22 protein-coding genes and 1 tRNA gene are annotated in these 18,477 nt (G+C 70.3%); 21 read left to right on the forward strand and 2 right to left on the reverse strand.

The window, feature by feature from the left end; genetic code table 11:
- Positions 1-66 precede the first annotated feature (66 nt).
- Positions 67-348, forward strand: coding sequence for a hypothetical protein (locus H4N58_RS05820; protein ID WP_167007480.1), 282 nt, complete (start codon positions 67-69; stop codon positions 346-348).
- A gap of 4 nt (positions 349-352) precedes the next feature.
- Here H4N58_RS05820 and H4N58_RS05825 read toward each other — a convergent pair whose 3' ends face one another.
- Complete coding sequence (locus H4N58_RS05825; RefSeq protein ID WP_167007483.1) at positions 353-955, reverse strand: hypothetical protein; 603 nt, start codon at positions 953-955, stop codon at positions 353-355.
- Between the two features lie 119 nt (positions 956-1,074).
- On the opposite strand from H4N58_RS05825, the gene H4N58_RS05830 reads away from it, so the two are divergent.
- Both H4N58_RS05830 and H4N58_RS05835 read left to right on the forward strand, forming a co-directional pair.
- Entirely contained in the window at positions 1,075-1,935 is an 861-nt protein-coding gene (locus H4N58_RS05830) for a 3-hydroxyacyl-CoA dehydrogenase (protein WP_167252016.1), read from the forward strand.
- Positions 1,936-1,960: 25 nt separating this feature from the next.
- The gene (locus H4N58_RS05835) at positions 1,961-2,263 is read left to right on the forward strand and encodes a DUF2510 domain-containing protein (RefSeq protein WP_167007488.1); all 303 of its coding nucleotides are present in this window, start codon (positions 1,961-1,963) and stop codon (positions 2,261-2,263) included.
- Positions 2,264-2,315: 52 nt separating this feature from the next.
- Here H4N58_RS05835 and H4N58_RS05840 read toward each other — a convergent pair.
- A tRNA-Arg gene (locus H4N58_RS05840) sits at positions 2,316-2,390 on the reverse strand.
- A gap of 79 nt (positions 2,391-2,469) precedes the next feature.
- Here H4N58_RS05840 and H4N58_RS05845 point away from each other — a divergent pair.
- The 18 genes from H4N58_RS05845 (at position 2,470) to atpE (ending at position 18,467) form a co-directional block, all read left to right on the forward strand.
- Positions 2,470-2,883, forward strand: a complete 414-nt coding sequence (locus H4N58_RS05845; protein WP_167007490.1) for a response regulator — start codon at positions 2,470-2,472, stop codon at positions 2,881-2,883.
- 30 nt (positions 2,884-2,913) lie between these two features.
- The gene (gene argS, locus H4N58_RS05850; RefSeq protein ID WP_167007493.1) at positions 2,914-4,575 is read left to right on the forward strand and encodes an arginine--tRNA ligase; all 1,662 of its coding nucleotides are present in this window, start codon (positions 2,914-2,916) and stop codon (positions 4,573-4,575) included.
- Positions 4,576-4,578: 3 nt separating this feature from the next.
- Complete coding sequence (gene lysA / locus H4N58_RS05855) at positions 4,579-5,976, forward strand: diaminopimelate decarboxylase (protein ID WP_167252015.1); 1,398 nt, start codon at positions 4,579-4,581, stop codon at positions 5,974-5,976.
- Positions 5,977-6,050: 74 nt separating this feature from the next.
- Entirely contained in the window at positions 6,051-7,364 is a 1,314-nt protein-coding gene (locus H4N58_RS05860; protein WP_167007498.1) for a homoserine dehydrogenase, read from the forward strand.
- Positions 7,361-8,440 carry a threonine synthase gene (thrC, locus tag H4N58_RS05865; protein ID WP_255490698.1) on the forward strand — a complete coding sequence of 360 codons (1,080 nt, stop codon included), beginning with the start codon at positions 7,361-7,363 and terminating at the stop codon, positions 8,438-8,440. The genes H4N58_RS05860 and thrC overlap by 4 nt, the downstream gene beginning before the upstream one ends.
- The gene (gene thrB, locus H4N58_RS05870) at positions 8,437-9,357 is read left to right on the forward strand and encodes a homoserine kinase (protein WP_167252014.1); all 921 of its coding nucleotides are present in this window, start codon (positions 8,437-8,439) and stop codon (positions 9,355-9,357) included. The genes thrC and thrB overlap by 4 nt, the downstream gene beginning before the upstream one ends.
- Before the next feature lie 514 nt (positions 9,358-9,871).
- Positions 9,872-11,722: a transcription termination factor Rho gene (gene rho, locus H4N58_RS05875; protein WP_220471301.1), complete on the forward strand. Its 1,851-nt coding sequence runs from the start codon at positions 9,872-9,874 to the stop codon at positions 11,720-11,722.
- Complete coding sequence (locus H4N58_RS05880) at positions 11,722-12,201, forward strand: glutathione peroxidase (protein WP_167007503.1); 480 nt, start codon at positions 11,722-11,724, stop codon at positions 12,199-12,201. Before rho ends, H4N58_RS05880 begins: the two co-directional genes overlap by 1 nt.
- Complete coding sequence (locus tag H4N58_RS05885; RefSeq protein ID WP_167007506.1) at positions 12,198-12,377, forward strand: hypothetical protein; 180 nt, start codon at positions 12,198-12,200, stop codon at positions 12,375-12,377. The genes H4N58_RS05880 and H4N58_RS05885 overlap by 4 nt, the downstream gene beginning before the upstream one ends.
- Before the next feature lie 140 nt (positions 12,378-12,517).
- On the forward strand, positions 12,518-12,724 hold the full coding sequence (gene rpmE / locus H4N58_RS05890; RefSeq protein ID WP_039342141.1) for a 50S ribosomal protein L31: 207 nt from the start codon (positions 12,518-12,520) through the stop codon (positions 12,722-12,724).
- Between the two features lie 93 nt (positions 12,725-12,817).
- On the forward strand, positions 12,818-13,903 hold the full coding sequence (prfA, locus tag H4N58_RS05895; RefSeq protein WP_167252012.1) for a peptide chain release factor 1: 1,086 nt from the start codon (positions 12,818-12,820) through the stop codon (positions 13,901-13,903).
- Entirely contained in the window at positions 13,900-14,751 is an 852-nt protein-coding gene (gene prmC / locus H4N58_RS05900; protein ID WP_167252011.1) for a peptide chain release factor N(5)-glutamine methyltransferase, read from the forward strand. Before prfA ends, prmC begins: the two co-directional genes overlap by 4 nt.
- Before the next feature lie 60 nt (positions 14,752-14,811).
- Positions 14,812-15,453 carry an L-threonylcarbamoyladenylate synthase gene (locus H4N58_RS05905; protein WP_243845183.1) on the forward strand — a complete coding sequence of 214 codons (642 nt, stop codon included), beginning with the start codon at positions 14,812-14,814 and terminating at the stop codon, positions 15,451-15,453.
- Between the two features lie 3 nt (positions 15,454-15,456).
- Positions 15,457-16,578, forward strand: a complete 1,122-nt coding sequence (locus tag H4N58_RS05910; RefSeq protein ID WP_167007517.1) for an MraY family glycosyltransferase — start codon at positions 15,457-15,459, stop codon at positions 16,576-16,578.
- 81 nt (positions 16,579-16,659) lie between these two features.
- Positions 16,660-17,094 (forward strand): hypothetical protein, encoded by a 435-nt coding sequence (locus H4N58_RS05915; protein WP_167252009.1) that lies wholly within the window; start codon positions 16,660-16,662, stop codon positions 17,092-17,094.
- 27 nt (positions 17,095-17,121) lie between these two features.
- A complete protein-coding gene (locus tag H4N58_RS05920) occupies positions 17,122-17,322 on the forward strand; it encodes an AtpZ/AtpI family protein (RefSeq protein ID WP_167007520.1) in 201 nt (66 codons plus the stop codon).
- Positions 17,323-17,398: 76 nt separating this feature from the next.
- Entirely contained in the window at positions 17,399-18,193 is a 795-nt protein-coding gene (gene atpB, locus H4N58_RS05925) for a F0F1 ATP synthase subunit A (protein ID WP_167007521.1), read from the forward strand.
- An 82-nt stretch (positions 18,194-18,275) separates the two neighbouring features.
- Positions 18,276-18,467, forward strand: a complete 192-nt coding sequence (gene atpE / locus H4N58_RS05930; RefSeq protein ID WP_182397186.1) for an ATP synthase F0 subunit C — start codon at positions 18,276-18,278, stop codon at positions 18,465-18,467.
- Positions 18,468-18,477: the final 10 nt, after the last annotated feature.

Here is an 18,477-nt window from a genome sequence, read left to right on the forward strand (position 1 = left end):
ACGACGGGGGGCTGCTCAGGGTGGTCCCCGATCCCGCTGCCCTCGGTCGCGGTGCAGGCTGGGGGCATGCTCCTTCCGCTCGTCTCGGTGTCGCTGATCGGACTGCTGGTCGGCGTGGTGGTGCGGCCCCTCACGACGGCCGGGCGTCCGCTCGCGCCGAGGGTCGTCGTCGCGCTCGTGGGCGCGTGGGCGGGATTCGCCGTCCTCGGGCTGACCGGCGTGACGGTCGACGTCATCGCGGGAACCGGCGTGTGGGTGGCGGCGCTCGGCCACGCGGGGGCGGCGCTCGGGGCGGTCCTGGCGGCGAGGGGCGACGGGGTGCCGGGGCGTCGTCGCGGACGCGCCTGAGCGCTCAGGCGCGCTGCTGGTCGCGGGAGCCGAACCGGCTCTCGGCGGCGCTCCACGCAGCGCGTGCGGCCGCCTGGACGACCGGGACCAGCGGGGCGAGCGCCGCGGTGGCGCCGTCCGGCAGCCGGTCGAGGCCCCAGCGTCGCGCGTCGTCGAGGGCGTCCGCGCCGCGTGCACGGCGTTCGAGGCGGCGCCAGCTCTGCTCGAGCGCGAGGACGGCGTCGTCGTACGAGGCGACGCTCGGGTGGTCCCCAGGGCGTACGGCCGACCGCGCGTCGACGGCGTCGGCGGCGACGGAGACGAACTGGGCCGTCGGCTTCTTGGTCACGTCGTCGACGAGGCGTGCGGACGGTCGGGTCGCCGCCTCCTCGCGCATGTCCATCCAGCGGTCGAGGACGGTGTCGTGGCGACGCAGCGCAGAGCGGTGCAGGCGCGCGAAGTAGACCCGCGCACGGCGGCGGTAGCCGATCTCCTCGGCGCCCAGGCCGAACGCGCAGGCACCGACGAGGACGAGGATCATCACGGGTCCGACGGTGGCTCCGACCAGGCCCGCGACCGCGAGCCACACGAGCCACGACATGACTCGGTGCTCACGCTGGGCCTTCATGCCGTCCAGGGTACGACGGGAAAGGGTGCGCGGGTCCGCCTTCGGGCGGGTTTCCCGGAATGCGGAGCGGCCTCATCCGTGACCACGATGCTGATCGGATGCTCGAAAGGAGCGACGTCATGACCGACATCAGAAGCGTGACCGTGCTGGGGACCGGGGTCCTGGGGTCCCAGATCGCCTACGCCACCGCGTACGCCGGCTTCGCCGTGACCGCGTACGACATCGACGACGCTGCCCTCGAGGCCGGCAAAGCACGGTTCGAGGGTCTGGCGAAGACGTACGAGGCCGAGGTCGAGGGCGCAGCAGGAGGCAGGGCTGTCGCGGCTCTCGAACGGATCACGTACTCGTCCGACCTCGCCGACGCGGTCGCGGACGCCGACCTCGTCATCGAGGCCGTCCCGGAGAGCCTCGAGATCAAGCGGTCCACCTGGCAGAAGGTCGGCGAGGCCGCGCCGGAGCGCGCGATCTTCGCGACCAACTCCTCGACCTTGCTGCCGAGCGACTTCAAGGACGCCACCGGTCGCCCGGCCCGCTTCCTCGCGCTGCACTTCGCCAACCGCGTGTGGGTCCAGAACACGGCCGAGGTGATGGGGACCGCGGACACCGATCCCGCGGTGTTCGCGGCGGTCGTGGAGTTCGCGAAGGACATCAACATGGTCCCGATCGCGCTCAAGAAGGAGCAGCCCGGCTACGTCCTGAACTCGCTGCTCGTCCCGTTCCTCAATGCCGGCGCGGCGCTGTGGGTCAACGGGGTCGCCGACGTGGAGACGATCGACAAGACCTGGCGGATCGCCACCGGCGCCCCGATGGGCCCGTTCCAGATCTTCGACGTCATCGGCATGGTCACCCCGTACAACATCGCGAAGGCCTCGGACGACCCGACGCAGCAGAAGTTCGCCGAGATCCTCAAGAGGGGCTTCATCGACGAGGGCAAGCTCGGCGTCGCGTCGGGGGAGGGCTTCTACCGGTACGGCGCGTGAGCCGCGGCGGTGAGATCCTCGCCACATGCGCAGCAGGGGAACGCCGAGGGCCGGCTGGTATCCCGACCCGAAGGACGAGGCGCTCTTCCGCTACTGGGACGGCGCGAGCTGGACGACACGCACGTCGTCCGAGCCGCGGGACCCGCACGCGCCACGGCGGCGCCCGGCCGCGCTGGTCGCCGCGGCACTGCTTGCGCTCTTTGCCCTCGGTGTCCTGGGGGCAGGGATCAAGAGCGGTCAGCTGCTCGATCTCGCTGTCGCGGCGGCGCTGCTCGGCGCGGCCGCGTGGCTGCTGCGGCAAGGAATCGGCAACCCCGCAGACTCGTGAGCGCGGCACGCAAAAGCCCCGACCTGTGACAGGTCGGGGCCCTCGTCTTGAGTGGTGCCCCCGGTAGGATTCGAACCTACGCTCCCGCCTCCGGAGGGCGGTGCTCTATCCCCTGAGCTACGGGGGCGAACGCCTCTCGGCGCCGCCTCGCTCGCGTTCCTGAACGAGCCGGACAACGGTACCGCACCCCAAGTACCGTTGCGCACATGCCCTTCCCGTCCGGCCGTCCGCCGCGCGTCCTCGTGGTGGACGACACCGACTCCATCCGCCTGCTGCTCCGGACCAACTTCGAGCTGGAGGGCTGGACCGTCCTCGAGGCGGCAGACGGCCTGGAGTGTCTCGACGTCGTGGTCGACACACATCCGGACGTCGTCACGATCGACGTGGTCATGCCCCGTATGGACGGGCTCGAGACGGTGCGCGCGCTACGCCGGTCGCCGAGCACGCGCGACATCCCGGTCGTGATGGTGACGACGCAGGCGCAGTCGCACGACCTGTTGCGTGGGCAGGAGGCCGGTGTGGAGGCGTACGTCACGAAGCCGTTCGACCCCGCTGTGCTGGTACGGACGGTGCGCGAGGTGCTCGAGGGCTCGGCGAGCCCGCAGGCCGGGCGGGGTTAAGTCGTTGACCGGCCTCGATACGATTCGTAGGTGACTCCCGAACAGCTGTCCGACGCGATCGTCGACGCCCTGAACGCCCTGGTGGCGGCGGGGACCGTCTCCCTGCCCGAGGTCCCGACCCGCGTGGTCGTCGAGCGACCGAAGGTCAAGGACCACGGCGACTATGCGACGAACGTGGCGCTGCAGCTCGGGAAGAAGGCGGGCATGGCCCCGCGCGACCTCGCCACCGCTCTCGCCGAGCAGCTCGCCCAGGCCGCCGGCGTCGGAGCCGTCGAGGTTGCCGGCCCCGGCTTCCTCAACGTCCGTGTCGACACGGGCGCCCAGGGGGTTCTCGCGGGCGAGGTCGTCCGCGCCGGGAGTGCGTACGGGCGCTCCGACGTCCTCGCCGGCCGCGCGATCAACCTCGAGTTCATCTCTGCCAACCCCACTGGTCCGCTGCATCTCGGCCACACCCGCTGGGCGGTCGTCGGCGACGCGATCGCGCGGGTGCTCACGGCGGCGGGGGCACGGGTCTCGACCGAGTTCTACGTCAACGACCGCGGCAGCCAGATGGACAAGTTCGGCGCGTCCCTCATGGCGGTGGCCAACGGCGAGGCCGTCCCCGAGGACGGCTACCACGGCGCGTACGTCGCCGACCTGGCCGCCGAGGTCGTCGAGGCCGTCCCCGGCATCCGTGATCTCCCGACCGACGAGCAGCTCGTCGCGTTCCGCGAGAAGGGCTACGAGCTCCAGCTCGCCCACCAGAAGGCCGACCTCGCGCGGTTCCGGACGATCTTCGACCTCTGGTTCTCCGAGCGCACACTCGTCGCATCCGGGGCGGTCAACCGCGCCCTCGGCGTCATCGACAAGGAAGGCCACCTGTACGAGGCCGACGGTGCCACCTGGATGCGGACCACCGACTTCGGTGACGACAAGGACCGCGTCCTGATCCGCTCCAACGGCGACATGACCTACTTCGCGTCGGACACCGCCTACTACCTCGACAAGCGCGCCCGCGGCTTCGAGCAGTGCCTCTATCTCCTCGGCGCCGACCACCACGGCTACGTCGGCCGGCTCCAGGCGATGGCGGCGTGCGCGGGCGACGACCCTTCGTACAACCTGCAGGTGCTCATCGGCCAGCTCGTGAAGATCCTGGCCGACGGAGAGGAGCTCAAGCTCTCCAAGCGGGCGGGCACGCTCGTGACCCTCACCGAGCTCGTTGACCTCATCGGCGTCGACGCCCTGCGCTACACGCTCGCGCGCCACCCGGTCGACTCGCCGCTGACGATCGACGTCGCCGAGGTGACGCGCCAGAGCGCCGAGAACCCTGTCTACTACGTCCAGTACGCCCACGCGCGGCTGTCGAGCATCCTGCGCAACGCCAGCGACCTCGGGCTCGCCCCGGCGCCCGACGCGGCCGACCTCTCGCTCCTGTCGACCTCGCGCGAGGGCGACCTGCTGCGGGCCCTCGCGGAGTTCCCGCGGGTCGTCGCGCGGGCTGCCGAGCTGCACGAGCCGCACCGCGTCGCCCGCTACCTCGAGGACACCGCCTCGGCATTCCACAAGTTCTACGACGTGTGCCGGGTGCTCCCGCAAGGAGACGAGGAGCCCGGGCCGATCCACGCCGCGCGCCTCGTCCTCGTCGACGCCAGCCGTACGGTGCTCGCCAACGGGCTCGAGCTGCTCGGCGTCTCGGCGCCCGAGCGGATGTGACCCGTGCGCGCGCACGAGGCCGGCGCCCTCCACGGGCAGGCCGGCAGCCGCGGACCCGCATGGCTCCGCGAGCCTGAGGACACCAACGCCCTGGTCGAGCACCTCTGGTCGGCCCACGTCGCCCGACGTGACGACGGGGAGCTCGAGGTCGCGGGCGTCTGCGCCACCGCGCTCGCGGCCGAGTTCGGCACGCCGCTCTACGTCGTCGACGAGGACGACCTGCGCGCTCGCGCACGGGCGTTCCGCGACGCCTTCGACGGCTGGGACGTCTACTACGCCGCCAAGGCCTTCTTATGCACGGCGGTGGCTCGCTGGATCACCGAGGAGGGCCTGCGGATGGACGTCTGCACCGGCGGCGAGCTGGCCGTCGCGCTGCGGGCCGGTGTCCCGGCAGCCAACCTGGGCCTGCACGGCAACAACAAGAGCGTCTCCGAGATCCGCCGCGCCCTCGAGGCGGGAGTCGGCAAGATCATCGTCGACTCGTACGTCGAGGTCGAGAGGGTCGCCGCCGTCGCCGACGAGCTCGGGGTGACCGCACACGTGATGGTGCGCGTGACCGCTGGCGTCGAGGCCCACACCCACGAATACATCGCGACCGCGCACGAGGATCAGAAGTTCGGCCTCTCGATCACCGAGGGCGATGCCTTCGAGGCCGTACGCCGGGTGCTGGCTCAGCCGTCGCTCCACCTCCTCGGGCTGCACTCGCACATCGGCTCGCAGATCTTCGACACGTCGGGGTTCGAGGTGGCGGCCCACCGGGTCGTGACCCTGCACGCCCGGATCGCCGAGGAGCTCGGCTACGCCGCCCCGGAGCTCGACCTGGGAGGCGGGTACGGCATCGCGTACACGACCCAGGACGACCCGGCGACGCCGCAGCAGCTCGCCGACGGCATGCGCGAGATCGTCGAGCGCGAGTGCCGCGGCCTGGGGATCGAGGTGCCGCGCCTGTCGATCGAGCCCGGTCGCGCGATCTCCGGGCCCTCGACGTTCACCCTGTACGAGGTCGGCACCACCAAGGACGTCGCGCTCGACGGTGGCGCGACCCGTCGCTATGTCGCCGTGGACGGCGGGATGAGCGACAACGTCCGTACGGCCCTGTACGACGCCGACTACTCCTGCACCCTCGCGTCGCGGGCGTCGTCGGCCGACGCGGTGCTGAGCCGGATCGTCGGCAAGCACTGCGAGTCCGGCGACATCGTGGTCAAGGACGAGTTCCTGCCGTCCGACATCGGGCCGGGCGACCTGGTCGCCGTTCCAGGGACAGGGGCGTACTGCCGCTCGCTGGCGTCCAACTACAACCACGTCCCGCGGCCTGCGGTCGTGGCGGTGAGGGCGGGCGAGGCGCTGCTGATCGTCCGGCGCGAGACCGAGGACGACCTCCTGCGGCTCGACGTCGGCTGACGGGCGCGTTCTGCCGCCTGCCCGACCTCCGAACACGCTGACCTGACCGCCGACGTGACGACTAGGCTGGACCGGTGACCTCCACCCAGCACGAGACCCGGACGCTCCGCGTCGCCCTGCTCGGCCACGGCGCCGTCGGCAGCGAGGTGGCGCGGCTTCTCACGCGCGACGCCGACGAGCTGGCCCAGCGTGTCGGCGCGCGGTTCGAGCTGGTCGGCGTGGCGGTCCACCGTGCCCGGGCCGACCGTGAGACGTCCTTCGACCCGGCGCTGCTCACCACCGACGCGATGGGCTTGGTGACCCGCGGCGACGTCGACGTCGTGATCGAGCTGATCGGCGGCATCGAGCCCGCGCGCTCGCTGGTCCTCGCCGCGCTCGACGCCGGTGCTTCGGTCGTCACCGGCAACAAGGCGCTGCTCGCCGAGGACGGCGAGACGCTCTTCGCGGCGGCCGAGAAGGCCGGCCGCGACCTCTACTACGAGGCAGCCGTCGCCGGGGCGATCCCGATCGTGCGCCCGCTGCGCGAGTCGCTGGTCGGTGACCACGTACGCCGTGTGCTGGGGATCGTCAACGGCACCACCAACTTCATCCTCGACGCCATGACCACCACCGGCCAGGGCTTCGACGAGGCCCTCGAGGAGGCGCAGCGGCTCGGCTTCGCCGAGGCCGACCCGACCGCCGATGTCGAGGGCTTCGACGCGGCGGCCAAGGCGGCGATCCTCGCAAGCCTGGCGTTCCACACACGGGTGACCATCGAGGACGTCCACCGTGAGGGCATCACCGAGGTGACCGCGGCCGACATCCGCTCCGCCGACGACATGGGCTGCGTGGTCAAGCTCCTCGCGATCTGCGACCAGAGCGCGGACGGCTCCTCTGTCGCGGCGCGTGTCCACCCCGTGATGATCCCCAAGGACCACCCGCTCGCGAGCGTCCGCGGCGCCTACAACGCCGTCTTCGTGGAGAGCGAGTCGGCCGGTCAGCTGATGTTCTACGGACCCGGTGCCGGTGGCGCGCCCACGGCGAGCGCTGTCCTCGGAGACGTGGTCAGCGTTGCCCGCAACCGTCTGCTCGGCGTCAGCGGCCCGCCCGAGCGGACGCACGCCCGGCGCGAGGTGCTCGGCATCGGCGACGCCCGTACCCGCTACCACATCGCCCTCGACGTGGACGACAAGGCCGGCGTGCTCGCGTCGGTCGCGCTGGCGTTCGCGGAGAACGAGGTCTCGATCTCGGCCGTCCGCCAGGAAGGCCACGGCGACGACGCCCAGCTCGTCGTCATCACCCACACCGCATCCGACGCGGCGCTCTCGCGCACCGTCCGGCAGCTGCGCGACCTCCCGATGGTCCGCGACGTCTCGTCGGTCATGCGGGTCGAAGGAGAAGGACTGTGACCCAGCTGCATGGCGCCCGCCCGTGGCGCGGCGTGATCGACGAGTACCGTGACTGGCTCCCCATGGTCGGTGACACGCCCGCCGTGTCGCTGGGGGAGGGCGGCACGCCGCTCGTCCGGTCCGGTTGGCTGTCGGAGCTCACCGGGAGCGACGTCCGGCTGAAGGTCGAGGGCAGCAACCCGACCGGGTCGTTCAAGGACCGGGGCATGACGGCGGCGATCACCGTCGCCCTGGCCGAGGGCGCCGAGGCCGTCGTCTGTGCGTCCACCGGCAACACCTCGGCCTCGATGGCGGCGTACGCGGTCCGGGCGGGGCTGCGGCCGATCGTGCTCGTGCCGCAGGGCAAGATCGCGGCCGGCAAGATGGCGCAGGCGTTGATGTTCGACTCACTCGTCGTGCAGGTGCGCGGCAACTTCGACGACTGCCTCGACATCGCGCGCGGCCTCGCCGACTCGTACCCCGTTGCGCTCGTCAACTCCGTCAACCCCGTCCGGCTCCAGGGCCAGAAGACGGGCGCGTTCGAGGTCGTCGACGTCTTCGGTGACGCCCCGGACGTGCACGTGATGCCGGTCGGCAACGCGGGCAACATCTCGGCGTACTGGTTGGGCTACCGCGAGTACGCCGAGGCCGACCTCGCCACCCGTACCCCGAGGATGTGGGGCTTCCAGGCCGAGGGCGCCGCCCCGCTCGTCACGGGCTCGCCCGTGCCGGACCCGGAGACCGTTGCCAGCGCCATCCGCATCGGCAACCCGGCGTCGTGGCACCTCGCGGTCGAGGCGCGCGACACCTCCGGCGGCCGCATCAGCGCCGTGTCGGACCAGGAGATCCTCGACGCCCAGCGCGAGCTCGCGCGGCGCGACGGCGTCTTCGTCGAGCCGGCCTCGGCCGCGGGAGTCGCCGGGCTGGTGAAGGCGCACGCCGCAGGCGAGGTGCCGACGGGCGCCACCATCGCGGTCGTCGTCACCGGCAACGGCCTCAAGGACATCGACACGCCACTTCAGCACCTCGGTGCGATCGCAGACCACGTCGTCGATGCGGACGTCCGCAAGGCGGCCGAGCTCGCCGGCCTGGCATGAGCCCGTTCGTCGAGGGCCCGGTCACCGTCCGTACGCCTGCGTCGTCGGCCAACCTCGGGCCCGGTTATGACGCGCTCGGCCTCGGACTCAGCCTGTACGACGAGGTGACGGCGGAGGTCGTCGACGACGGCGGGCTGACCGTCACCGTGGACGGTGTCGGCGCGGCCGACGTCCCGCGCGACGAGTCGCACCTGGTCGTCCGCTCCTTGCGTGCGGTCTTCGACGAGCTGGGGATGACCCAGCCCGGGCTGCGCGTGCACTGCGTCAACCGGATCCCGCACGCCCGTGGGCTCGGCTCGAGCTCGGCGGCGATCGTCGGTGGGATCACGGTCGCGCGGGCACTGCTGTCCGGGTCCGCCTCGATCGCGCCGCTCGGCGAGGCTCGGTTCGACGACGCCGCGGCTCTGCGCCTTGCGACGCGCCTGGAAGGCCACCCCGACAACGTCGCCGCCGCGCTGCTCGGCGGGCTGACGATCGCCTGGATGGACGGCGTCGAGGCTCGGGCGGTCCGCCTCGACGTCGAGGCGGAGGTCGTCGTGTACGTGCCTGAGGACGGGGTCAGCACAGAGGTCGCGCGCGGACTCCTGCCCGCGCATGTCCCGCACGCCGACGCCGCGCTCAACGCCGGCCGTGCCGCCCTGCTCGTCGCCGCGCTCGATGGCCGTCCCGAGCTGCTCTTCGACGCCACCGAGGATGCCTTGCACCAGGCGTACCGCGCGCCGGCGATGCCCGCCTCGTACGCGCTGGTCGAGGCGCTGCGCGCTGACGGTATCCCGGCGATCATCTCCGGCGCCGGCCCGACGGTGCTCGCGTTCGCGACCGATGCGTTCGACGCGGCCCCGCTGGTCGGCCGCGCGCCCGGGGGCTGGGCCGTGCTTTCGCTGCCGGTCGACCGTGCCGGGGCGCGCCAGGTCTGAGTCGCCCGTACGCCCGTTCCCTCCGTCGGTGCCTGGGCGTCCATGGCGCGCGGGCGCGTGGACGGTGAGTCACCGATGGGAGGGTCGGGGGGCAGAAGGTCTGTGCTGAACGTCGAAAGGTCACGATTGTATGACTCGCGGCACCAGCGGGGAACAGGTGGTCCGACGGGGGTGTTAGAGTCGCTGACAGGTGATCCGAGAGGGTCCGATCGATCGAACCCCTCTCGATCCCGTCTCTTCCCCGCATCCTCCTGAGTCGTGTACGCGCTCAGAAGTTCCAGGACCCGCGGCGGAAATCGCAATGCTTCGTCCGTTCGCACTGTATGCGGTCGGGCTTGGCGGTTCGCGACATCGTACGAACCGCTGACAACGAGCGGCGCCCGCGCGTCGCCTGACGTGGGAAGGACCTCACGTGACCGAAACACCCACTCTGCTCGACGAATCCGGCGAGCGCTCCACCGAGTCCGCACCCGCGAAGGCCCCGCGCCGTCGCAGCGGCACGGGACTCAACGCGATGGTGCTGCCTGAGCTGCAGCAGATCGCCTCCGGCCTCGGTATCAAGGGCTTCGGCAAGATGCGCAAGGGTGCCCTCATCGAGGCCATCCAGGCCGCGCAGGGCGGCGGCTCGTCCGCCCCCGCGCCCGCCGCGCAGACCAGCACCCCCCAGGCGTCGTCGGCCCCGGTCGCCGACAAGCCCCGCAACGAAGCTCCCGCGAAGCAGGACAAGCCCCGCGACGAGAAGCGCAACGACGCTCCCGCGCGGCAGGACAAGCCCCGCAAGGAGAAGCGCAACGACGACCGTGGCGAGAAGGCTCGCGACCGTGGTGACAAGCCGCGTGACGAGAAGCCGCGCGAGGACAAGTCGCGTGACGAGAAGGCGCGCGAGGACAAGTCGCGTGACGAGATGCCGCGTGACGAGAAGCCGCGCGAGGAGAAGTCGCGTGACGAGAAGCCGCGCGAGGACAAGTCGCGTGAGGACAACCGTGACCGTGCCGAGCGCAACAACCGCGACATCCGGGACGGCCGCGACCGTAGCGATCGTGGCGATCGGGGAGATCAGAAGAACGACGCCGAGAGCGACAACCGTGGCGACCGCGACCGCGACGGCGAGAGCGGCGGCCGTCGTCGCAACCGCAACCGCAACCGCAACCGCAACCGTGACCGCCCGGAGCGCACCGGGCGCGAGGTCGAGCCGATGGTGAACGAGGACGACGTCCTCATCCCGGCCGCCGGCATCCTCGACGTGCTCGACAACTACGCCTTCGTCCGGACGAGCGGCTACCTCCCCGGCGAGAACGACGTCTACGTCTCCCTGTCGATGGTCCGCAAGTGGGGCCTTCGCAAGGGCGACGCGATCGTCGGCCAGGTGCGCCAGCCCCGCGACGGCGAGCGCAAGGAGAAGTTCAACCCGCTCGTCAAGATCGAGTCGGTCAACGGCATGACGATCGACGAGGCCAAGCAGCGCGTTGAGTTCTCCAAGCTGACGCCGCTGTACCCCTCTGAGCGTCTGCGCCTCGAGATCGACCCGGCCCAGCTGTCCGGCCGCATCATCGACATCGTGTCGCCGATCGGCAAGGGCCAGCGCGGCCTGATCGTCTCGCCTCCCAAGGCCGGCAAGACGATGATCATGCAGCAGATCGCCAACGCGATCACGACCAACAACCCTGAGTGCCACCTGATGGTCGTCCTCGTCGACGAGCGTCCGGAGGAGGTCACCGACTTCCAGCGCACCGTCAAGGGCGAGGTCATCGCCTCGACCTTCGACCGTCCGGCCACCGACCACACCACGGTCGCCGAGCTGGCGATCGAGCGCGCGAAGCGGCTGGTCGAGCTCGGCCACGACGTGGTCGTCCTCCTCGACGGCATCACGCGCCTCGGCCGCGCCTACAACCTGGCGGCCCCCGCCAGCGGCCGCATCCTGTCCGGCGGTGTCGACTCCTCGGCGCTCTACCCGCCCAAGAAGTTCTTCGGCGCGGCCCGCAACATCGAGGACGGTGGCTCGCTGACGATCCTCGCCACCGCGCTCGTCGAGACCGGCTCGCGGATGGACGAGGTGATCTTCGAGGAGTTCAAGGGCACCGGCAACATGGAGCTGCGTCTGCGCCGCGAGTTCGCGGACAAGCGCATCTTCCCGGCGATCGACGTCGAGGCCTCGGGCACCCGCCGCGAGGAGCTCCTGATGAGCCGCGAAGAGCTCGCGATCGTCTGGAAGCTGCGCCGCGTCCTCTCGGCCCTCGACGGCCAGCAGGCCCTCGAGCTGATGATCGACAAGCTCAAGAGCACCAAGAGCAACGTCGAGTTCCTGATGCAGATCAACCAGAGCACCCCGTCGACGGGCCGCCGCGGCGGCGGGGACGACGACTGATGACGAACGCGTACGAGTTCCGGGCCGTCGACATCGACGGGACGGAGCGAGGGCTCGACGAGTACCGCGGCAAAGCCGTCCTCGTCGTCAACACCGCCAGCAAGTGCGGCTTCACCCCGCAGTACGAGGGGTTGGAGGAGCTCTATCGCAAGTACCAGGACGAGGGGCTCGTCGTCCTCGGCTTCCCGTGCGACCAGTTCCGCAACCAGGAGCCGGGCGACGAGGCCGAGATCAAGGAGTTCTGCTCCCTGACGTACGACGTCACGTTCCCGATGTTCTCCAAGGTCGACGTCAACGGCCCGGACGCGCACCCGCTCTACAAGTGGCTGCGCGACCAGAAGTCGGGCGTTCTCGGTGACCGGATCAAGTGGAACTTCACCAAGTTCCTGATCAACTCCGACGGCGACGTCGTGGACCGCTACGCGCCCACGACCAAGCCCGAGGACATCGCCGACGACATCGAGAAGCTCCTGCGGTGAGTCCACTGCTGGTCGCGGTGGTGCTGCTCAACGCACTCGCCGCGGCCTCGGTGCTGTTCGCGCTTACCGAGGCCAACAAGGGCGTCGCGATCTCGGAGCTCGCGGTCTTCCTGACGGCGGCGGTGGCGATGATCGCGATCTCGATCCTGCTGGTGACCGGGTCCATGATCTCGTGAGCCGCGTCACGCCTGCGTGAGCGAGCGCGGGAATGCTCCACCCGCGATTCGTGTTTCACGGAGCGACGGTGGCACAATGCCTGAGGCACTGGTTCACGGCCCGACCGGCGGGCCGACCCAGAGTCGAGCGAGAGGACAACATGAAGAAGGACATTCACCCCACGTACGTGTCGACCGAGGTCTCGTGCACCTGTGGCAACACGTTCACCACGCGCAGCACCGCGACCGACGGCGTCATCCGCGTCGAGACCTGCGCCGCCTGCCACCCGTTCTACACGGGCAAGCAGCGCATCCTGGACACGGGCGGCCGCGTCGCTCGCTTCGAGAAGCGCTACGGCAAGAAGTAACGACGTCACGGCGCCGGCCACGCTCGATGCGTGTGCCGGCGCCGTTGTCGTGCCGGGTCCCGATCGGGTGGACCCGCGAACGAGGAGGAGCCGATGAGCAGGTTCGACGCGGTGGAGACGCTCGTACGCGAGCACTCCGACCTCGAGACCCAGATGGCCGACCCCTCGGTCCACAGCGACCCCGCGAAGGCGAAGCGGCTGGGCCAGCGCTACGCCGAGCTCAGCGGCATCGTCCGCACCTTCCGCGAGTGGCAGCGGGTCGTCGACGACGTCGAGGCTGCTCGCGAGCTCGCTGACGAGGATCCTGGCTTCGCTGCGGAGGTCGAGACCCTGACCGTCCGCGAGCATGAGCTCGCCGAGCGCCTCGAGCACCTGCTCGTCCCGCGCGACCCCGCCGACTCCAAGGACGCGATCCTCGAGATCAAGGCGGGGGAGGGCGGTGAGGAGTCCGCCCTCTTCGCCGGCGACCTGCTCCGGATGTACCTGCGTTGGGCGGAGTCCCGAGGCTGGAAGACCGAGCTCATCGATGAGAACGCCTCCGACCTGGGCGGCTACAAGTCCGTGACGGTCGGCGTCAAGGCGAAGGGCACCCTGGAGCCGGGGGAGGCCCCGTACGCCAAGCTGAAGTTCGAGGGTGGCGTGCACCGTGTCCAGCGGGTCCCTGTGACCGAGTCGCAAGGGCGCGTCCACACCTCCGCAGCGGGCGTCATGGTGTTCCCCGAGGCCGAGTCCGTCGACGTCGAGGTCAACGACAACGACCTGCGGATCGACGTGTTCCGGTCATCCGGTCCTGGCGGACAGAGCGTCAACACCACCGACTCCGCGGTGCGCATCACCCACCTGCCGACCGGCATCGTCGTGAGCTGTCAGAACGAGAAGAGCCAGCTCCAGAACAAGGAGCAGGCGCTGCGCATCCTGCGCTCACGGCTGCTGCAGGCCGCGCAGGACGCGGCGGACGCCGAGGCGTCGGACGCGCGGCGCTCGCAGGTCCGTACGGTTGACCGCTCTGAGCGGATCCGTACGTACAACTTCCCCGAGAACCGCATCTCCGACCACCGCGTCGGGTTCAAGGCGTACAACCTCGACCAGGTGATGGACGGCGCCCTCGACGACGTTGTGAACGCCTGCGTCGAGGCCGATCTCGCGGCGCGCCTCGCGTCGGTCGAGGCCGGTCGGTGACAGACCTGCGAGCCTTGCTCGCCGACGCCACCCGCCAGCTCGCAGAGGCGGGAGTGGCCTCGCCGCGCAACGACGCGGAGCTGCTGCTCGCGCATGTCCTCGGCACGGGGCGGGCGGGCCTGCTGCTGGTCGACGACCTCGACGGCGCTCAGGCGAGCGCGTACGAGGTCCTCGTCGCCCGGCGCGCCACGCGTGAGCCGCTCCAGCACCTCACCACCACGGCGGCGTTCCGCTACCGCGACCTCGCGGTCGGGCCTGGCGTGTTCGTCCCGCGGCCCGAGACCGAGTCCCTGGTCGAGTGGGGGCTCACCGTCCTCGACGGCGTCGAGGCCAAGCACCCCGTCGTGGTCGACCTCGGTACGGGATCGGGCGCGATCGCGGGGGCAGTGGCGTCCGAGCGCCCTCACGCCCGCGTGCATGCGGTGGAGCTCAGCGACGACGCGTTCGCGTACGCCGAGCGCAACCTGGCCGGGCTGGAGGTCGACCTGCGGCACGGCGACCTGGCCGACGCGTTCGCCGACCTCGACGGCACGGTGGACCTCGTGCTCGCCAACCCTCCGTACATCCCGCTGACCGCGTGGGAGTCGGTGGCCGTGGAGGCGCGCGACCACGACCCCGCGCTGGCGCTCTGGTCCGGCGAGGACGGGTTGGACGCGATGCGCGACGTCGCCGCGACCGCCGCGCGCCTGCTGCGTGACGGCGCGATGGTCGGCGCGGAGCACGCCGACGTGCAGGGGGAGTCTGCTCCGGCGGTGTTCGTCGCGCACGGCGGGTTCGTCGACATGCAGGACCGTACGGACCTGGCCGGCCGGCCGCGGTTCGTGACCGCGCGGCGCGTCCGGCGCTGACACGGCCTCCCAGGCGAGGGCGCAGACGAGCGTGGGAGGCGGACTGGCACCATGGCCCTTGTGAGCGAACGGTTCTCTTGCGTCGGTGACGACGATGAGCGTGAGGCAGGCCTGGAGGCCGCCAAGGCGGCCCTCCAGAGCCAGAAGTTGGTCGTGACGCCGACCGACACGGTGTACGGCATCGCAGCGGACGCGTTCGACGCCGACGCCGTCGCCGCGCTCCTGGCGGCGAAGGGTCGTGGACGGCACATGCCGCCACCGGTCCTCGTGGGGTCGACGATGACGCTGGACGCCTTGGCGACGGGCGTCGAGCCGTACGTCTACACGATGGTCGAGGCGCTCTGGCCGGGGCCGTTGACGGTCATCTGCCACCAGCAGGACTCTCTCGCCTGGGACCTGGGCGAGACCCGGGGCACGGTCGCTGTCCGGATGCCAGATGATGCCACCACGCTCGCCCTGCTTCAGCGCACCGGCCCACTCGCGGTCTCGAGCGCGAACCTCACCGGCCACCCTGCCGCGACGACGGTCGTCGAGGCCGAGGAGCAGCTCGGCGACTCGGTCGCGGTCTATCTGGACGGCGGGCCCTCGGGCAGCGGCGTCCCGTCGACGATCGTGGACTGTACGGGGGAGCGCCCGCGGATCGTCCGTCCCGGCGCCGTCACCGCCGAGCGGTTGGCCGAGCTGGGGCTCGAGGTCGCCTGAGCCATGCGCGAGTATCTCGTCGTCTTCCTGGTCGCTGTGGCGGTGACCTATCTGCTCGCCGTGCTGGCACGGGAGGGTGCGATGAAGGTCGGGGCGTACGCGCGCGTGCGCGACCGCGACGTCCACGCGGTGCCCATCCCCTACTTCGGCGGCGTGGCGATGCTGTTCGGCCTGCTGGCGGCCTATCTCGTCGCGGCGCGGATGCCGTTCTTGTCCAGCTCGGAGGACGCGGTCCTCGCGGACGCGGGCGCCGTCATGGTCGGGGCGACGGTGATCACGCTGGTCGGGGTCATCGACGACGTGTACGAGCTCGACGCGCTCACGAAGTTCGCCGGACAGCTCCTGGCGGCGGTGATCACCGTCTCCATGGGCGTGCAGCTCGTCTACCTCCCGCTGCCCGGCAACACCTGGGCGATCGACCCGCTGCAGTCGATCCTCTTCTCCGTCCTGACGATCGTGATCTGCGTCAACGCGGTCAACTTCGTCGACGGTCTGGACGGGCTGGCAGCGGGAGTGGTCGGGATCGGCGCGGTCGCGTTCTTCATCTTCGCCTTCGTCCTGGTCGCCGAGAACCGGCAGACCAACGCCATCGCGGCCGCGATGCTGTGTGCCGCGCTCGCGGGCGTGTGCGTGGGGATCTTGCCGCACAACTTCAACCCGGCGCGGATGTTCATCGGCGACGCCGGAGCGATGCTCATCGGCTTCGTGCTGGCCTGCTCGGCCGTCTCGCTGTCGGGGCGGTTCTCGGCGGCCGAGGCGATCCAAGGCCTCGGCGGCGCGCAGGCGTCGCTGGTCCCCGCCCTGCTGCCGCTGTTGCTGCCGTTCGCGGTGCTGCTCGTGCCGTTCGTCGACCTGCTGATGGCGGTCGTGCGCCGGACCCGCGCGGGGCGCTCGCCGTTCGCGCCCGACAAGCTGCACCTGCACCACCGGCTGCTCGAGATCGGCCACTCCCACCGGCGGGCCGTGCTCGCGATGTACATGATCGCCGGCGTGGTCGCCTTCGGCGCTGTCGCGCTAGGCCTCGTCGGCGGCTGGCGGGCGAGCGCAGGGGTGGTGGTGATGGTGGTCGTGACGGCGTTCGTGGTGTTCTGGCTGCCCCGGGTCGGGCGTACGGGCCGAGCCTGAGAAGGCCCCGGGTTTGGGGCCCGTGAAGCGCTTGTGCTAGTTTTCACAAACACCCACCCGCACGTTTGGACGGCCGCCCCCATGACGACCACCCAGAGCTCGACCCGACGCCCCGTACGCGTGACCCGCGTGCTCGGTGGGGTCGTTCTCGCGGCGGCAGTGTCGTGCATGGCCGGCAGTGCGCTCGCGGCCGGTGGGCCAGGTGTCGTCGGGTCCTTGATCGGGGTCGCGCTCGTCGCGTTCCTGCTCGGGTTCACCGCCGTCGCTCTCAAGGTCCTCGCCAAGCCGGCGAACGGCGCGTCGCTCCTCATCGCGCTCCTGCTCTACTCGACCAACGTGCTCTTCGTTGCCGCCCTCGCTCTCGTGCTCACGCAGTCGGGTGCGCTCGGCGATGTCGTGCACGGCGGAGCCCTCGGGATCACCCTTCTCGTGGGTGCTCTCGTGAGCACCGCACTGTTCGTCGTTGCCGCCGTGACGAGCCGCCAGCCGCTGTACGACCTGGGGGTCGAGTCGTGAGCCGGGCATGCTACCGTTCCGTTGGCAATGAGCGAATCCTCCCGACGTCCTCGACGCAGCCTGAGCCAGGCGATCAGCCGGATCGTCGGAGGGATCGTGGTCTACGGAGCCATCGGCTTCGGACTGGATCGCTGGTGGGGGACCTCGTTCATGGTGTTCGCCGGCGCAGCCCTCGGGGCAGCGCTCGGGATCTTCACCGTGTACGCGGCCACGCCGCACAAGTCCTGACCGTTCATCTGCTACCCGACGTACCCATGACGCCCGTGGAACCGCGGCGCGACCGTGCCATAGATGAGGTGATCGAGTGACCACCGAAGGACGGACTGTCCTCGCAGAGTTCCACCCGCCGGGTCCCTCCAGCTTCGAGCTGCCCCCGATTTTCACGATCTTCGGTGTGGACTTCACCAAGCCGATGGTGCTGGTGATCCTCTCGGGGTTCGTCGTCGTCGGCCTCACGTACGCGTTCTCGCGTCGTGCCGCGGTGGTCCCCGGGCGGATGCAGTTCGCCGGCGAGTACATCTACAACTTCGTCCGCAACGGCATTGCCCGCGACAACATCGGGTCCGAGCACTACATGAAGTACGTGCCGTACCTGTTCGCGTTGTTCATGTTCGTGCTGGTGAACAACTACTACGGCGTGATCCCGTTCATCCAGTTCCCGTCGTTCGCGCGCATCGGCTTCGTCGTCGCGCTGGCGGCGATCACCTGGGTGGTCTACAACGCGGTCGGCATCGCCAAGCACGGCTTCGTCGGATACCTCAAGCACGAGACGGTCCCCGGTGGTATCAAGGGCCCGATCCTTCTCCTGCTCGTGCCGCTGGAGTTCTTCTCCAACATCCTGATCCGGCCGATCACGCTGACGCTGCGACTCTTCGGCAACATGTTCGCCGGCCACCTTCTGCTGATCCTGTTCGCGACCGGCGGCGCCTATCTGCTGCTGGACTCGGGCAACGCGCTGTACGGCGTGGTCGGCGTCCTGTCCTTCCTGCTCGGCATCGCGGTCAGCTTTCTCGAGCTGCTGGTGATGTTCCTGCAGGCGTACGTGTTCACCTTGCTGACCGCGATGTACATCGGCGAAGCCATCGCCGACGAACACTGACCCACCCACCCCAAAGAGTTTCACCAGAAGCGCCGCCTAGGCGCTGACGACGAAAGGAAAAGCCGTGGAAGGCTCTCTGAACATGATCGGTCTCGGCCTTGCCGCGATCGGTCCCGGTGTCGGCATCGGCCTCATCTTCGCCGCATACATCGCCGGCGTCGCCCGTCAGCCGGAGGCGCAGTCGCGCCTGCAGACGATCGCGATCCTCGGCTTCGTCCTCGCCGAGGCGCTGTTCATCATCAGCGTCGCGCTCGCGTTCGTCCTGCCTATCTGATCCAGTCGAG

The organism is Mumia sp. ZJ1417, assembly GCF_014127285.1.
Lineage (GTDB): Bacteria > Actinomycetota > Actinomycetes > Propionibacteriales > Nocardioidaceae > Mumia.

Bases quoted from the DNA above. Each gene is read 5' to 3' on its own strand.
- H4N58_RS05820 (WP_167007480.1), top strand. From the start codon at position 67: ATGCTCCTTCCGCTCGTCTCGGTGTCGCTGATCGGACTGCTGGTCGGC.
- H4N58_RS05825 (WP_167007483.1), bottom strand. From the start codon at position 955: ATGAAGGCCCAGCGTGAGCACCGAGTCATGTCGTGGCTCGTGTGGCTC.
- H4N58_RS05830 (WP_167252016.1), top strand. From the start codon at position 1,075: ATGACCGACATCAGAAGCGTGACCGTGCTGGGGACCGGGGTCCTGGGG.
- H4N58_RS05835 (WP_167007488.1), top strand. From the start codon at position 1,961: ATGCGCAGCAGGGGAACGCCGAGGGCCGGCTGGTATCCCGACCCGAAG.
- H4N58_RS05845 (WP_167007490.1), top strand. From the start codon at position 2,470: ATGCCCTTCCCGTCCGGCCGTCCGCCGCGCGTCCTCGTGGTGGACGAC.
- thrB (WP_167252014.1), top strand. From the start codon at position 8,437: ATGAGCCCGTTCGTCGAGGGCCCGGTCACCGTCCGTACGCCTGCGTCG.
- rho (WP_220471301.1), top strand. From the start codon at position 9,872: ATGGTGCTGCCTGAGCTGCAGCAGATCGCCTCCGGCCTCGGTATCAAG.
- H4N58_RS05880 (WP_167007503.1), top strand. From the start codon at position 11,722: ATGACGAACGCGTACGAGTTCCGGGCCGTCGACATCGACGGGACGGAG.
- rpmE (WP_039342141.1), top strand. From the start codon at position 12,518: ATGAAGAAGGACATTCACCCCACGTACGTGTCGACCGAGGTCTCGTGC.
- prfA (WP_167252012.1), top strand. From the start codon at position 12,818: ATGAGCAGGTTCGACGCGGTGGAGACGCTCGTACGCGAGCACTCCGAC.
- H4N58_RS05910 (WP_167007517.1), top strand. From the start codon at position 15,457: ATGCGCGAGTATCTCGTCGTCTTCCTGGTCGCTGTGGCGGTGACCTAT.
- H4N58_RS05915 (WP_167252009.1), top strand. From the start codon at position 16,660: ATGACGACCACCCAGAGCTCGACCCGACGCCCCGTACGCGTGACCCGC.
- H4N58_RS05920 (WP_167007520.1), top strand. From the start codon at position 17,122: ATGAGCGAATCCTCCCGACGTCCTCGACGCAGCCTGAGCCAGGCGATC.
- atpE (WP_182397186.1), top strand. From the start codon at position 18,276: ATGATCGGTCTCGGCCTTGCCGCGATCGGTCCCGGTGTCGGCATCGGC.